Here is a 14,481-nt window from a genome sequence, read left to right as displayed (position 1 = left end):
GGCAATGGGCTCGCTTCAGGTAGCATGCCGGGCCGTGTCGCCATCGGGGCGCGACACGCCAGTCCGGGGATTTTGAGTGACCGCATCGCCTATCGTCCGTCGCCTGCGCCCGGCGGCCCTGTTCCTGTCCGTCCTGCTGCCAGGTCTCGCATTCGCCCAGGCGAGCGAGCCGGTCGATCTCGACGTCGTCGCACAGATCCGCCACGAGGCATTCAACCGCTCACAGGTCGCGGCCAACCTCAAGGAACTGACCGAGACCATTGGTCCGCGCCTGACCAATTCGCCGGCCTATGTGCGCTCGAGCGAATGGGCGCGCGGCAAGCTCAGCGGCTACGGGTTGAGCAATGTGCACGACGAGGTCTACGACGAGGCTTTCGGCCGCGGCTGGGAATTCCGCGCCTCGCGCGTCGAACTCATCGCGCCGCGCGAGCTGCCGATCCATGCGCTGCCCAAGGCTTGGACGCCGGGCACTCCGGGTCCGGTCGAAGGCGAGCTGGTGCGCGCCTCGTTCAAGACCATCGAGGACATCGAAGCGCAGCGCGGCAAGCTCGCAGGCAAGATCGTGCTGCTCGACGAGGCGCGCGCCTACAAGCCCTCCGATCGGCCGGATTTCCGCCGCCATACCGAGGAAGACCTGGGCGAACTGCAGACCTTCCCGATGCCGCAGGACGCCGAGCCGGGCGCCCAGGACAAGCGCCTCGACGAGTACCGCAAACGGCAGGCGCTGGTGCGCGCGCTCAACACCTTCTTCGCCGAAGAAGGCGTGCTGGCGACACTGTCGATCAGCTCGTGGGACAACGGCATCGTCCGCGTCATGGGCGGCGGTGGCCGCAAGGCCGGCGATCCCGAAGGCGTGCCGGATCTCGTCGTCGCCGCCGAGCACTACAACCAGCTGGTGCGCGCAGTCGACAGCAAGCAGGCGCCGCGCCTGCGTGTCGACGTGCAGGCACGTTTCACCAGCGACACCGACTTGCCGGCGACCAACACCTTCGCCGAACTGCGCGGCAGCTCGAAGGCCAACGAGACGGTGATCATCGGCGCGCATCTCGATTCCTGGCACACCGGCACCGGCGCGGCCGACAACGGCGCAGGCGTGGTCGTGATGATGGAAGCCATGCGCATCCTCAAGGCGATCGACGCGCGCCCGAAGCGCACGATCCGCATCGCCTTATGGGGTGGCGAAGAGCAGGGCTTGCACGGCTCGGCCGGCTACGTCGCGAAATATCTGGCCGACTGGCCGGCGCCGACCGATCCCGAACAGGTCGCACTGCCGCGCGCGTTCCAGCGCGGGACCGGCCCGCTGCAGCGTCGCGCCGGGTTCGACCGCTTCTCGACCTACTTCAACTTCGACAATGGCACCGGCCGCATCCGCGGCATCTACGCGCAGGAAAACCACGCGGCCGTGCCGGTGTTCCGGGCATGGTTGGCGCCGTTCGCCGATCTCGGCGCGACGGTCGTGACCACGCGCAACACCGGCAGCACGGACCACATCTCATTCGACCGCGTCGGCCTGCCGGGCTTCCAGTTCGTGCAGGACCCGGCCGACTACTTCAGCCACGTGCATCACACGCATCTCGACACCTATGACCACGTGGTGCCGGACGACCTGAAGCAGGCCGCGGCAATCATCGCCTCGTTCGCGTATCACGCCGCAATGCGCGACGACCGATTGCCGCGCAAGCCGTTTACGGAACGGGACGAGTGATTCGCGCAAAGCGCGGTGGCACTTGTGCTGTCGCGCTTTCCCCATCGACCGCCAGAACTCTCGATACCGTCATTCCCGCGCAGGCGGGAATCCAAGGACTTTCACTCTGACTGCGTGATTGCCGCCGTGGGAGTCCGCCGTTCGGCGCTAGAAGAGAACTTCCGCTCCCTCGGGAGGGAGGGAGTGCGATTTTCAAGACAGCCGTGCGTGAGAGCGGAAATCCCGCACGTTCTGCGCCACAGGCGTTCGCAGCACATGCGTTCGGTTAGGAAAGTCCATGGATTCCCGCCTACGCGGGAATGACGGGCAAGAAAAAGCCGCGAACTTTTGTCTAACGAACTAACGAAAAAAGGAAAAAAGGCGGTGCTGGCGAGCGTCGGGGCTAACCCACAACCCCCACCGTCTTGTCCTTGAACCGGCACAGATCCCGCACCACGCATTCCGGGCATAAGGGCTTGCGCGCCTTGCAGGTGTAGCGCCCGTGCAGGATCAGCCAATGGTGCGCGCCGAGCAGGAATTCCCCGGGTACCACGCGCATCAGCCGATCCTCGACCGCGCGCACGTCCTTGCCCGGCGCGAGCCCCGTGCGGTTGGACACGCGGAAGATATGCGTGTCGACCGCGATCGCGGGTTCGCCGAATACGGTGTTGAGCACGACGTTCGCGGTCTTGCGGCCGACGCCCGGCAACGCTTCGAGCGCGGCGCGGTCGTTCGGCACCACGCCGCCGTGCTGGTCGACGAGGATGCGGCAGGCGGCGATGACGTTCTTCGCCTTCGCGTTGAACAGGCCGATTGTCGCGATATGGCGCTTGAGCGCCTCCTCGCCGAGATCGAGGATCGCCTGGGGCGTATTGGCAACCGGGTACAGCCGGCGCGTCGCCTTGTTGACGCCGACGTCCGTTGCCTGCGCCGACAGGATCACCGCGATCAAGAGTTCGAACGGCGTGGTGTATTCGAGTTCGGTCGTCGGCTCGGGATCGATCTCGCGCAGACGGGCGAGGAATTCGTGGATCTCCGCGCGCGTCATCGTCGGGCCGCGCCGTTTCGGCGCAGCGGCGCTGCCTGCAGCGCTCATGACGTGCCGCCTGCCGCGCGTGCCTTGGCGCGGGCGAGAATCGCCGCAGCGTTCGTCGGCAGGGCAGGCCGCGCCGGCGCCGCATCGGCCGCGGCAGGTGTTGGCGCCGGGATGCGACGCGCGATCTCGCGTTCCTCGGCGAGGCGGGCGAGCCGGGCATTGCGCGCCTCGAAGCGCGCGCGTGCGTCCCACGCCGTGCGCAGGCGTGATCGCGCATCGAGCAGCAAGGCACGCGCATCGGCATCCAGCACGTCGGCACACATGTCCGGCCAGGCGGCCATCAGGCCGGCATCGATCGCGGCATCGACATCGTCGTTGCGCAACAGCGCGACGAGCTGTTCGAGTGAATCGAGGGAGGGGGTGCTGGCGTCGGGCGGGTGCTGCGGCATGGCGTGCGTGCGACTCAGCGGTTCTTGAACTCGGGCTTGCGGCGTTCGAGAAACGCGCGCGTGCCTTCGCGCATGTCCTCGGTGGCGAACATCAGGCCGAACTGCGCGGCCTCGAACGCGAGCCCTTCGCCGATCGCGCTTTCGCCGCCTGTGTTGATGCAGTCGAGCACGCCGCGCAGGGCGAGCGGGGCGGCGTTCGCCAGTTGCTCGGCCAGTGCCATCGTCTGCGCCTGCAGTTCGGCGGCCGGCGCGATGCGGTTGACGATGCCCAGCGCCAGCGCACGTTCGGCGTTGATCGGCGCGCCGGTCAGGCACAGCTCCAGCGTGGCCGCTCGGCCCGCCAGACGCAGCAGGCGCTGAGTGCCGCCGAAACCTGGAATCAGTCCGAGGTTCACCTCGGGCTGGCCGACCTTGGCAGTGTCGGCGGCGATCCGCAGATGGCAGCACATCGCCAGTTCCAGTCCGCCGCCCAGCGCGAAGCCGTTGACCATCGCGATCACCGGCTTGGGCAGCGTTTCGACCCGGCGCATCATCGCCTGGCCGCGCAGTGCGAAATCGCGGCCTTCGACAGGGCGCAGATCGGCCATCTCGGCGATGTCCGCGCCGGCGACGAATGCCTTGGGGCCGGCGCCGGTCAGTACCACCACGCGCACGGTATCGGCAGAGGCGGCGTCGTCGAACGCGCGGTGCAGCGCATCGAGCGTCGCCGAGTTCAAGGCGTTCAGCTTGTCGGGCCGGTTTACCGTGATGACGCGTACGGCGTCCTGATCTTCGATCAACAGCGGGGATTCGGACATGGAGACTCCAGGCGCAAAAGCGCCGCCCGTGGAACTTGTCGGGGCGGCCGCGGTCTAGTTGGGGGTCGTCAGTGGCGGTTAAGCCCTTCGACCGCTATCCTAGCGCGTCCATAGGGGGCGGTTCGACCGCCCCTTCGCGCGACAGGCGATATCGAAATCTGACCTAGCGGAGATACACGGAATGAAGTTGCGTTTTATTGCTGCCGCAGTCGCGGCCATCACGTTCAGCGGCGCGGCGTTTGCGCAGCAGGCGGCAGCCCCCGCGGCTAACGCGAACGATCGCACCACGCTCAGCTACGCGTTGGGTTTCGACCTCGGCAACCGCCTGGCGGAAACCGGCGAGTCGGTCGACGTCAACACGATCATCAAGGGTCTGCAGGACGGTCACGGTCGCAAGGACCCGACCTACACGCCCGAGCAGATGGGCACCGCCTACAACGGCTTCCAGCAGCGCATGCAGGAAAAGATCGTCGCTGAGCGTCGCGCGGCACTGACCCAGAACGAGGGTCAGGCCACCACGTTCATCAATGAGTACAAGGCACGCGAAGGTGTGGTCTCGCTGCCGAGCGGCGTGATGTACCGCGTCGTCGAAGCTGGCGCCGGTGCCAGGCCGACCGCTGCCAGCACCGTCGAAATCGCCTACCAGGCGTTGATCGTGCCGGCCGGCATCGGTCTGAGCCAGGAAGACAAGAGCCCCCCGTTCCGCGTCTCGGAAGCCCCGATCGCCGGTCTGCGTGAAGTGCTGCCGCTGATGCCGCTCAACGCGGTGTACGAGGTGGTGTTCCCGCCGGGCAAGTTCGTCACCGGTGAAGGCACGCAGGAAATCGCCCGCCAGCCGGTGGGCGTGATGGTGAAGCTGCTCAGCAGCCGCTGATCCGCACAGCGACACGCGCTACCCGACGCCGACGTGCATGCACGTCGGCGTCGTCGTATGTGGCATCCGCTCGCGCCGACGCGAAGGCAGGCGCCTGATCACATGCGCGGCGCCTGCGACGATGCGCCGGTAGAATCAGCGCATGGACGAACGCCCACGCGCCGTGCTCACGCCCTGTACCGGCGTTTGCACCCTCGACGAACACGGCACCTGCCACGGCTGTCTGCGCAGCCTGGCCGAGATTGGTGGCTGGCTGCAGATGAGCGAGGCGCAGCGCCAGTGGCTGATGGATGTCGAACTGCCCGCGCGCGAGGCCGCGCGCGGATGAAGGCCACCGCCCACCCCGCCTTCGATCGCGAACGCCTCACGCGCGCGCTGCATCCACTGGATGCGCCGCCGCCTGCGCGCGGCTGGAATTTCGAGGAGCTCGATGGCCTGCTGGACGGCACGGTCGCGTTGCGCGAGGCCGCCGTGCTGGTAGGTCTGGTGCGTCGCGCCGAGGGCCTGCAGGCGGTGTTGACCCGCCGCACCGACACGCTGCGGCATCACGCCGGACAAGTGAGTTTCCCCGGTGGGCGACAGGAGCCCGGGGATGGCAGTCCCCTGCAGGCAGCACTGCGCGAGGCCTGCGAGGAAATCGGCCTGGCCGCGTCGCAGGTGCGACCGCTCGGCTATCTCGATCCCTTGGCGACGATCACCGGCTTCCGGGTCACCCCCGTCGTTGCGATGCTCGATCCCGGCTTCGAGCCGGTGCCCGAACCCGGCGAAGTGGCCGAGGTGTTCGAGGCGCCGCTGGCGTTTCTGATGGCGCCGACCAGCCTGCGGCGCGTCGACATCGAGTTCGGTGGCCGAATCCGGCAGGTGCTCGAGTTCGAAACCCTGTCCCATGCGCCCACCCATCGCATCTGGGGCGCGACCGCGTCGATCCTGCTCAACCTGCGCAATCGTCTGGAGCGCGCATGAGTTCGCATTGGACCACGCTGGTGGATGCGTCGACGCTCTCGGCATCGCTCGGCGCGCCCGATCTACGCATCGTCGATTGCCGCTTCACGCTGGCAGTGGCTGGCGCGTCGGATGGCGATGGCGAATCGGCATGGCGCGCGCACCATATTCCGGGCGCGGTGTACGCCCATCTCGAGCGTGATCTGTCGGGTCCCAGAGCGCCGGGCCTCGGCCGTCATCCATGGCCGGCTGCCGATGCGTTCGCCGCGACGCTGTCGCGTCTGGGCATCGAACCGGACATGCAGGTCGTTGCCTACGACGACAGCGACGGCGCATTCGCCGCGCGCTTGTGGTGGCTGCTGCGCAGTTTCGGTCACCAGAACGTCGCGGTACTCGACGGCGGCTGGGCGGCGTGGCGCGCGTTGGAGCTGCCGGTCGAGACGACGGTGTCGCAGGTCGCAGCTGCACCCCTGATTGCAGGCGACTTCGATGCGACGCACCTGCTGCGCGACGCCGAGGCCGTGCAGCGCCATCTCGATGCCGGTGGTCTGCTGATCGATGCCCGCGCGGGTGCACGTTTCCGCGGTGAGGTCGAACCGCTGGATCCCCGTGCCGGCCACGTGCCGGGCGCGCGTAACCGGCCGTATGCCGACAACCTCGACGGCGGACGCTTCAAATCGGCCGACAGGCTCGCATCGGAGTTCGACGCGCTGCTGGGTGCGCATGCGCCGAGCGATGTGGCGGTGATGTGCGGCTCGGGCGTCACCGCGTGTCATCACCTGCTGGCGATGGCGCATGCCCGGCGCGATGGCGCGAAGTTGTATGCGCCATCTTGGAGCGGATGGGTGGATGATCCTGGGCGTGAGGTTGCGGTCGGTGAAGCCTAGGGAAGGTCTGAGTAACTGCCGTCATCCCCGCGAAGGCGGGGATCCAGTGACTTCAAGCCTTTGAAAACCAAAGACGCTGGATTCCCGCCTTCGCGGGAATGACGGCCAAAGCGGAATTGTTCAGACCTTCCCTAGCGGACGGCTTGTGTCCCAAGTTGTGCTCTGGACGTTGCTGCAAGGCGCTGGATCCCGGCGTTCGCCGGGATGACGGGAATTTTTTTGCGTCGCCCCGGCGAACGCCGGGGTCCAGCGACCCTGCTCTGGTGACGGTCGGAATCCGCTCGTCTTGAAACTGGCTGGTGCCCGAATCTCAACGCCCCAGCCGCGCCACCAGCGCCCGCAATCCCGCCTGCGTATCCGGCGCATTCCACGCATCGACGAAGCGGTCCAGTTCGATGTTCTGCGCCGACAACGCCTCCACCAGATCCGCACGCGCGATCGCGCGTGTTTCCAGCATCGGGGCGCGGGGCAGGGCGAGCAGGGATTCGAGCCAGAGACGTGCGCGCAGCGGCACTTCGTCGATACCGGCCAGCTCGTCGACCAGCCCCAGACGCAGTGCCTCGTCGGCATCGACCAGTACACCGCCGACCAGCAGGCGCTCCGCCTGGCGCGCACCGATCGTGCGGCGCATCAGTCGCTGGATCCCGTCCGGCGCCACCAGGCCCACCTGGGTTTCGTTGAGGCCGATGCGGTACGCGCCCGAGGCCATGACGCGGTAGTCGCAGCACAGCGCTAGCACGCAGCCGCCCGCGGGCGCGTGGCCGGCGATGGCGGCGACGACGGGCATGGGTGCGCCGGCGAGTGCACGCGCGCCGGCGAAGAACGCGTCCCAGGCATCGCGCAATGACGCGGTGTCGGGCAGCGCGAGCAGATGCGGCACGTCGAGGCCGCCGGAAAACACCTTCGGACCGCCGGCGAGCACGACGCCGCCGATGCCATCCGCGGCCGCCGTATCGATTGCATCGCGCAGCGCCAGGCACAGCGCCGGGTCGAGTGCGTTGGCCGGTGGGCGGGCGAGCTTGAGCTCGCGGATCGGGCCGTGATCCTGGGTCTCGATCAATGCGGTCATCGCGTCGGGTCCATGCGAAAGGAATCCGCATGGTAGCGGCAGCGGGTTGTCCGGGCCGCAGCGCAGCCCAGTGCTGGAAACGCGGTGCCTGCACGCTGCAGGCGCCGCGGTGAATCAGCCGGCCGCGAGCGCCTTGGCGCGTACCGATTCCGGCAGCGCGACCGGCCGTCCGGTCTTGCGGTCGATCCACACCATCACCACATGCCCGTCGGCGTGCAGCGTGGCGCCGTCGTCGGAGACGATGCGGTGGCCGATCGTCACGCTGGAATTGCCGAGGCGATCGGCCAGCAGTTCGACGACGATCTTCGACGGATACGGAATCGGCACCTTGTAGTTCATCTGTACCGCGGCGAGCAGCGGCGCGGTCTCCTCGGTGACCCAGGGCTCGCCCACCGTGTCGAACCAGCGGATGCGCGCCTCTTCGAGGTAGGTCATGAAGTTGGAATTGTTGACGTGGTTGAACGCATCGAGATCGCGCCAGCGCAGCTCGATCGGCATCCGGATCAGCACCTTCGACTCGCTCATGCCTTGGCTCCCTTCTTCTTTCCCTGCTTCGTTGCAGTCTTCTTCGCGGTCGCCGACGTCGCCTCGTCCGCGTCCGGCTCGATGTGCTTCGAGCCGGCCTTCATTAGTTCGGCGCGAACCTTCGCATCGGCCTCGGCGGCCTTCGTGGACGCGCCCTTGCGCGGCAACGGCTTGGGCAGATGCGTGGTCGACTTGCGGGCCATCTTGCGTTCCGGTTTCGACGCCGCCGGCTCCGGCAACTTGGCGTCGAGCAGGCGTGCGAGGAAATGTCCGGTGTGCGACTGCGGCATCGCCGCGACCTGCTCGGGCGTGCCCTCAGCGATGATCTGGCCACCGCGATGTCCGCCTTCCGGGCCGAGATCGATCACCCAGTCCGCGGTCTTGATGACGTCGAGGTTGTGCTCGATCACGACCACTGTGTTGCCGTCGTCGCGCAGCTTGTGCAGCACGGCGAGCAGATGTTCGATGTCGTGGAAGTGCAGGCCGGTCGTCGGTTCGTCGAGGATGTAGAGCGTGCGCCCGGTATCGCGACGCGAGAGTTCCTTCGACAGCTTGACGCGCTGTGCCTCGCCACCTGACAGCGTGGTCGCGCTCTGGCCGAGCTTGACGTAGGCCAGGCCCACATCGACCAGCGTTTCGAGCTTGCGCGCGATCGGCGGCAGGTTCTCGAACAGGCCCAGCGCGTCCTCGACCGTCATGTCCAGCACGTCGTGGATGCTGTGGCCCTTGTAGAGGATCTCCAGCGTTTCGCGGTTGTAGCGCTTGCCGTGGCAGACGTCGCAGGGCACATAGACATCGGGCAGAAAGTGCATCTCCACCTTCAGCAGGCCGTCGCCCTGGCAGGCCTCGCAGCGCCCGCCGCGCACGTTGAAGCTGAAACGCCCGGCGGCGTAACCGCGCGAACGTGCTTCCGGTACCTGCGCGAACAACTCGCGCAGCGGCGTGAACAGGCCGGTGTAGGTCGCCGGGTTCGAACGCGGCGTGCGGCCGATCGGCGACTGGTCGATGTCGACGACCTTGTCGAACAGATCCAGCCCTTCGATCTCGCGATACGGCGCCGCCTTGTGCGAGGCGCCGTTGATCTCGTTCGCCGCCAGCGAATGCAGGGTGTCGTTGATCAGCGTCGACTTGCCGGACCCCGACACACCGGTGATCGCCGTGAACAGACCGGAGTGGATCGTCAGATCGACGTTCTTGAGGTTGTGGCCGGAGGCGCCGAGCAGCCTGAGCTGCATCTTCGGATTCGGCTTGTGGCGCTTGGCCGGAATCTCGATGCGCTTGCGGCCGCTGAGGTACTGGCCGGTCAGCGAGCGCGGCGCCTTGAGTACATCTTCATAGGAGCCCTGCGCGACGACTTCACCGCCATGCACGCCCGCGCCCGGGCCGATGTCGACGATGTGATCAGCCAGGCGGATCGCATCCTCGTCGTGCTCGACCACAATGACCGTATTGCCCAGATCGCGCAGTCGCGTCAGCGTGCCGAGCAGACGCTCGTTGTCGCGCTGGTGCAGGCCGATCGACGGCTCGTCGAGCACATACATCACGCCGACGAGGCCGGCGCCGATCTGCGACGCCAGGCGGATGCGCTGCGCCTCGCCGCCCGACAGCGTATCGGCCTTGCGTTCCAGCGTGAGGTAGTCGAGCCCCACGTCGACCAGGAAGCTCAGCCGCTCGCCGATCTCCTTGACGATCTTGGTCGCGATCTCGCCGCGCCAGCCCGGCAGTTCCATCGTGTTGAAGAACGTCAGCGCTTCGTCGATCGGCAGCACGACCAGCGACTGCATCGGCCGGTCGGCGACGAACACATTGCGCGCCGAACGGTTGAGGCGCGCGCCACCGCAATCGGGGCACGGACGTTCGCTGATGTACTTGCCCAGTTCCTCGCGCACCGCCGACGACTCGGTCTCGCGATAGCGGCGCTCGAGGTTCGGCACGATGCCTTCGAAGCGGTGCTTGCGCTGGGTGCGCGCGCCCGAATCGGTGATGTAGGTGAAGTTGATCGTCTCGGTGCCGCTGCCGAACAGCACCGCGTCGCGCGAGGTCTGCGGCAGTTCCTGCCACGGCGTGTCGACGTCGAAGCCGTAGTGCTTGGCCAGCGACTGCAGCAGCTGGAAGTAGTAGGCATTGCGGCGGTCCCAGCCGCGTACGGCGCCGGCCGCGAGCGACAGCTCCGGATGCACGACCACGCGGTCGGGATCGAAGAACTCGCTGACGCCCAGGCCGTCACAGGTCTGGCAGGCGCCGATCGGCGAATTGAACGAGAACAGGCGCGGCTCGAGCTCGGGCAGCGCGTAATCGCAGACCGGGCAGCTGTACTTGGACGAGAACAGGTGCGGCGCGATCGACGCATCGTCGATCGCCTGCACCGACACCATGCCTTCGCCGAGCTTTAGCGCGGTTTCGAACGATTCGGCCAGGCGCTGCTTCATGTCCTCGCGGACCTTGAAGCGGTCGATCACGGCTTCGATCGTGTGCTTCTGCCGCAGCGCGAGCGTCGGCAGGCCGTCGATCTCGTAGAGCGCGCCGTCGACGCGCACGCGCACGTAGCCCTGCGCACGCAGCTGCTCGAACACCTGCGCATGTTCGCCCTTGCGTTCGCGCACCACCGGCGCGAGCAGCATCCAGCGCTGCTCGGGATCGAGGGTCAGCACGTGGTCGACCATCTGGCTGACCGTCTGCGCTTCCAGCGGGTAGCCGTGGTCCGGGCAGCGGGGGCTGCCTACGCGTGCATAGAGCAGGCGCAGGTAGTCGTAGATCTCGGTGATCGTGCCGACCGTCGAGCGCGGGTTGTGCGAGGTCGACTTCTGCTCGATCGAGATCGCCGGCGACAGACCTTCGATGTGGTCGATGTCTGGCTTTTCCATCACGCTGAGGAACTGACGCGCGTAGGACGACAGCGACTCGACGTAACGGCGCTGGCCTTCGGCATAGATGGTGTCGAACGCGAGCGACGACTTGCCAGAGCCCGACAGACCGGTGATGACGATCAGCTGGTCGCGTGGCAGGTCGAGGTCGATGTTCTTGAGGTTGTGGGTACGGGCACCGCGAATGCGGATGGTATCCATCGCCATCGGCTTGGAATCCGGTTGTGGGACTGGGGGAGGGCGGTCCGGGACCCGCACCGCGGCACCTGCGGTGCGCGGAACGGGAGCAATCGATCAGACTAGCGAGCCCGACAGATGGGGGCAAACCCCGGATGGACCAGTCTGCGGATGCGCCGTCTCAGGATCTGCGAATGGCGCCCGTTCATCGCAGGAGTCGATGCAGGCCGGGCGCCGGTGGTCTTTCGGACCCCGAGGGGGGCATCCGCGCGGCAATCCCGGGTCGACTTGACCGCAAGTCACTGATCCCATTAAAATCCCGCCCCTGTCCGCCCTCGATGGCGGCAGAGTGAGACCACAATAACTACAAAGGAAGTCTGGTCATGAGTTATGCAGTCCTCGTCACGGGCGGTAAGCAGTACCGCGTGATGGCAGGTGAAACCCTTCGCGTCGAGAAGCTCGAAGGCGACGTGGGTAGTGAAATCAAGTTCGACAACATCCTGTTGCTCGGTGACGGTGATGGCGTGAAGCTGGGCGATGCGCTGAAGGGCGCGACGGTTGCCGCGACGATCAAGTCGCACGGTCGCGCCGACAAGATCCGCATCATCAAGTTCCGCCGCCGCAAGCACTCCATGAAGCAGCAGGGACACCGTCAGTACTACACCGAAATCGAGATCACCGGCATTGCCGGTGGCAGCAAGTAAGGAGCAGCAGGCATGGCACATAAAAAGGGCGTAGGTTCTTCGCGCAACGGCCGCGACTCCAACCCGAAGTATCTCGGCGTCAAGATCTACGGTGGCCAGGCCATCGAAGCCGGCAACATCATCGTGCGTCAGCGCGGCACCCAGTTCCACCCGGGCGCTGGCGTGGGCCTCGGTCGTGACCACACGCTGTTCGCGCTGGTCGACGGCAAGGTCAACTTCGCGACCAAGGGTCCGAAGAACCGCCGCACCGTCAGCGTGCTCGCCGAGGCCTGAGCCTCACGCGACGCGTGACACCGGAAAGCCCCGCTTCGGCGGGGTTTTTCGTTGATGGTGGCCACGTGATGGTCATCCATTGTTTGTCCGGCCGCGCGTGATGCGATCCGTCGCGAGTTCGCCCTCGGGTAAGCTGGCCGGCGATGTGCGTGGTATCCGCCGCGCGTCCCGAGCCCGTGTGTCCCTTCTTTCCGTTCCGCTTTCCGGTTGCCTGTCATGAAGCTCGTCGACGAAGTCGAAATCACTGTCACCGCCGGCAATGGCGGCAATGGCTGCGTCGGATTCCGGCGTGAGAAGTTCATTCCGCTCGGCGGTCCCGATGGTGGCGACGGCGGCAACGGCGGCAGCGTGCTGATCGTCGCCGACGAGAACCTCAACACGCTGGTGGACTTCCGTCACCAGACCATGTTCCGCGCCGGACGAGGCGAAAACGGCATGGGCCGGCAGATGTACGGAAAGGGCGGCGACGACAAGGTCATCGTGGTGCCCGTCGGTACGGTGGTGCACAACGTCATGACCGACGAGGTGATCGGCGATCTGACCGAACATGGCCAGAGCCTGCTGGTCGCGCGCGGGGGGCAGGGCGGTCTGGGCAACATGCACTTCAAGAGCTCGACCAACCGTTCGCCGCGGCAGTCCACGCCGGGTGAGGCCGGTGAAGAGCGCACGCTGCGTCTGGAGCTCAAGCTGCTGGCCGATATCGGTCTGCTCGGCTTTCCCAACGCCGGCAAGAGCACGCTGATCCGCGCGGTGTCGGCGGCAACGCCGAAGGTTGCCGACTATCCGTTCACCACGCTGTACCCGAATCTCGGCGTCGTCAGCGTCGAGCCGGCGCGCAGCTTCGTGATCGCCGACATTCCCGGTCTGATCGAAGGCGCGGCCGATGGCGCGGGCCTGGGCGCGCTGTTCCTGCGTCATATCCAGCGTACGCGCCTGCTGTTGCATCTGGTGGAGATTGCCCCGCTCGATGGCACCGATGCCGTGGACCAGGTGCGTGCGATCGAGCGCGAGCTCGAAAAGTTCGACGTCGCGCTGCTCGACAAGCCGCGCTGGCTGCTGATCAACAAGGCCGACACCCTGATGCCCGAAGAAGCCGAAGCCGAAGCCGCCCGCATCATTGAGACGCTCGGCTGGACCGCGCCGTGGTTCCTCATCTCCGGTCTCGCCCACGACGGCACTCGCGAAGTCATGCTGAAGGTGCAGTCCGCGCTCGACGACATGGACCGCGAGGAACGCGAGGCGGCGAACGCCGTCTGAGACGAGTGGGCAGCGGATATCCGCTGCCTTTGGAGGCGGTCGATACTTCGTCGGCTTGATGGGGTGCCGGCGTGCATCGCAGACGCTCGCACACAGATGACCCCAGCGGGGCGAACGGATTCGATTTTCCGGCGTTTTTGATGCCCGGCAATTCGGCTGCTCGCGATCGACAGGCTGCAGTGGTGCTCGCGCATCCGTGGCAACGCCTGGTCCAACGTTCTATGCGCGACGGATAAGCACTCTGCAATGCGGCAACACGCATCGCGCATATGTGCTGATGCGGCAGGCCAGGGCGCGTGCGGGAGGTTGGTGGTTCGCAAGCGTATCCGAGCAATCGGCGCGGAGAAGCCGCGCACCGATAGTTCGCGCACGACATCGATCCCGTCGCCTTGGCGCACGCCGGGGCCCAGCGGCTTTCACTGAATTGCTTTTTTGGCAACACAGCGCCCGCCCGCAATCACGCGAGACCGCTCCCGCCTTCCAAGCAAGACTGGATCGCCCAGGCAACTGGTCAACAAAAAACCCGGCCAAGGGCCGGGTTTTTTCGCATCGACCGCCGAAGCGGCCGGTCAGGAATCAGGCAGCTGCCTTGATCGCCTTGATGCGTGCGGTCAGGCGGCTCTTGTGACGAGCTGCCTTGTTCTTGTGGATCAGACCACGCGAGCTGAAACGATCGAGGATCGGCTGGGCGACGTTGAACGCCTCCTGTGCGCCGGTCGCGTCGTTGGCTTCGAGGGCCTTGAGCACCTTCTTGACGGCGGTGCGGAGCTGCGAGCGCTGGGCGGAGTTGCGCGCATTGCGCACAACGGTCTGCTTGGCACGCTTCTTGGCGGACTTGATGTTTGCCACGATGGATTCCTGGGAGCTGGACGTGTGAAAATCCGGCGTCGCCGGACGAATGGAAATTTGAGCAGGAAATTATGGGTGTTTCAGATACTTGCGT

12 protein-coding genes and 2 pseudogenes are annotated in these 14,481 nt (G+C 66.4%); 7 read left to right on the top strand and 7 right to left on the bottom strand.

Features of this window, described 5'->3' with window-relative positions:
- The first annotated feature begins 76 nt into the window (after positions 1–76).
- Complete coding sequence (locus tag J2X52_RS13885) at positions 77–1,705, top strand: M20/M25/M40 family metallo-hydrolase (RefSeq protein WP_310154457.1); 1,629 nt, start codon at positions 77–79, stop codon at positions 1,703–1,705.
- Between the two features lie 382 nt (positions 1,706–2,087).
- Here J2X52_RS13885 and nth read toward each other — a convergent pair whose 3' ends face one another.
- The 3 genes from nth to J2X52_RS13870 are packed head-to-tail and all read right to left on the bottom strand — an operon-like array spanning position 2,088 to position 3,966.
- Positions 2,088–2,780, bottom strand: a complete 693-nt coding sequence (nth, locus tag J2X52_RS13880; protein ID WP_310154453.1) for an endonuclease III — start codon at positions 2,778–2,780, stop codon at positions 2,088–2,090.
- A complete protein-coding gene (locus J2X52_RS13875) occupies positions 2,777–3,169 on the bottom strand; it encodes a hypothetical protein (RefSeq protein ID WP_310154450.1) in 393 nt (130 codons plus the stop codon). The genes nth and J2X52_RS13875 overlap by 4 nt, the downstream gene beginning before the upstream one ends.
- 14 nt (positions 3,170–3,183) lie before the next feature.
- Positions 3,184–3,966 carry an enoyl-CoA hydratase-related protein gene (locus J2X52_RS13870; protein WP_310154448.1) on the bottom strand — a complete coding sequence of 261 codons (783 nt, stop codon included), beginning with the start codon at positions 3,964–3,966 and terminating at the stop codon, positions 3,184–3,186.
- A 181-nt stretch (positions 3,967–4,147) separates the two neighbouring features.
- Here J2X52_RS13870 and J2X52_RS13865 point away from each other — a divergent pair, with 181 nt between their 5' ends.
- From J2X52_RS13865 to J2X52_RS13855, 3 genes and pseudogenes are all read left to right on the top strand, one after another.
- The gene (locus tag J2X52_RS13865) at positions 4,148–4,840 is read left to right on the top strand and encodes an FKBP-type peptidyl-prolyl cis-trans isomerase N-terminal domain-containing protein (protein WP_310154445.1); all 693 of its coding nucleotides are present in this window, start codon (positions 4,148–4,150) and stop codon (positions 4,838–4,840) included.
- 142 nt (positions 4,841–4,982) lie between these two features.
- Positions 4,983–5,803: pseudogene (locus J2X52_RS13860) on the top strand (NUDIX domain-containing protein).
- Positions 5,800–6,669: a sulfurtransferase gene (locus J2X52_RS13855; protein ID WP_310154442.1), complete on the top strand. Its 870-nt coding sequence runs from the start codon at positions 5,800–5,802 to the stop codon at positions 6,667–6,669. Before J2X52_RS13860 ends, J2X52_RS13855 begins: the two are co-directional and overlap by 4 nt.
- A gap of 310 nt (positions 6,670–6,979) precedes the next feature.
- On the opposite strand, the gene J2X52_RS13850 is transcribed toward J2X52_RS13855, so the two are convergent.
- The 3 genes and pseudogenes from J2X52_RS13850 to uvrA form a co-directional block, all read right to left on the bottom strand.
- Positions 6,980–7,738, bottom strand: a complete 759-nt coding sequence (locus tag J2X52_RS13850; RefSeq protein ID WP_310154437.1) for an enoyl-CoA hydratase/isomerase family protein — start codon at positions 7,736–7,738, stop codon at positions 6,980–6,982.
- Between the two features lie 114 nt (positions 7,739–7,852).
- Complete coding sequence (locus J2X52_RS13845) at positions 7,853–8,263, bottom strand: thioesterase family protein (RefSeq protein ID WP_310154431.1); 411 nt, start codon at positions 8,261–8,263, stop codon at positions 7,853–7,855.
- Between the two features lie 191 nt (positions 8,264–8,454).
- Positions 8,455–11,334, bottom strand: a pseudogene (uvrA, locus tag J2X52_RS13840) (excinuclease ABC subunit UvrA); the annotation flags it as partial.
- Positions 11,335–11,687: 353 nt separating this feature from the next.
- Between uvrA and rplU the strand changes: the two are divergent.
- From rplU to cgtA, 3 genes are all read left to right on the top strand, one after another.
- A complete protein-coding gene (gene rplU, locus J2X52_RS13835; protein WP_232136109.1) occupies positions 11,688–12,008 on the top strand; it encodes a 50S ribosomal protein L21 in 321 nt (106 codons plus the stop codon).
- Positions 12,009–12,020: 12 nt separating this feature from the next.
- A complete protein-coding gene (gene rpmA, locus J2X52_RS13830; RefSeq protein ID WP_159679374.1) occupies positions 12,021–12,281 on the top strand; it encodes a 50S ribosomal protein L27 in 261 nt (86 codons plus the stop codon).
- Between the two features lie 216 nt (positions 12,282–12,497).
- On the top strand, positions 12,498–13,538 hold the full coding sequence (gene cgtA, locus J2X52_RS13825) for an Obg family GTPase CgtA (protein WP_310154426.1): 1,041 nt from the start codon (positions 12,498–12,500) through the stop codon (positions 13,536–13,538).
- Between the two features lie 576 nt (positions 13,539–14,114).
- Here cgtA and rpsT read toward each other — a convergent pair.
- Entirely contained in the window at positions 14,115–14,387 is a 273-nt protein-coding gene (gene rpsT / locus J2X52_RS13820; protein ID WP_310154423.1) for a 30S ribosomal protein S20, read from the bottom strand.
- Between the last annotated feature and the right edge of the window lie 94 nt (positions 14,388–14,481).

The organism is Luteimonas sp. 3794 (assembly GCF_031456825.1).
Classification (GTDB): domain Bacteria; phylum Pseudomonadota; class Gammaproteobacteria; order Xanthomonadales; family Xanthomonadaceae; genus Luteimonas.
This window is presented reverse-complemented; position numbering and strand designations above follow the sequence as displayed.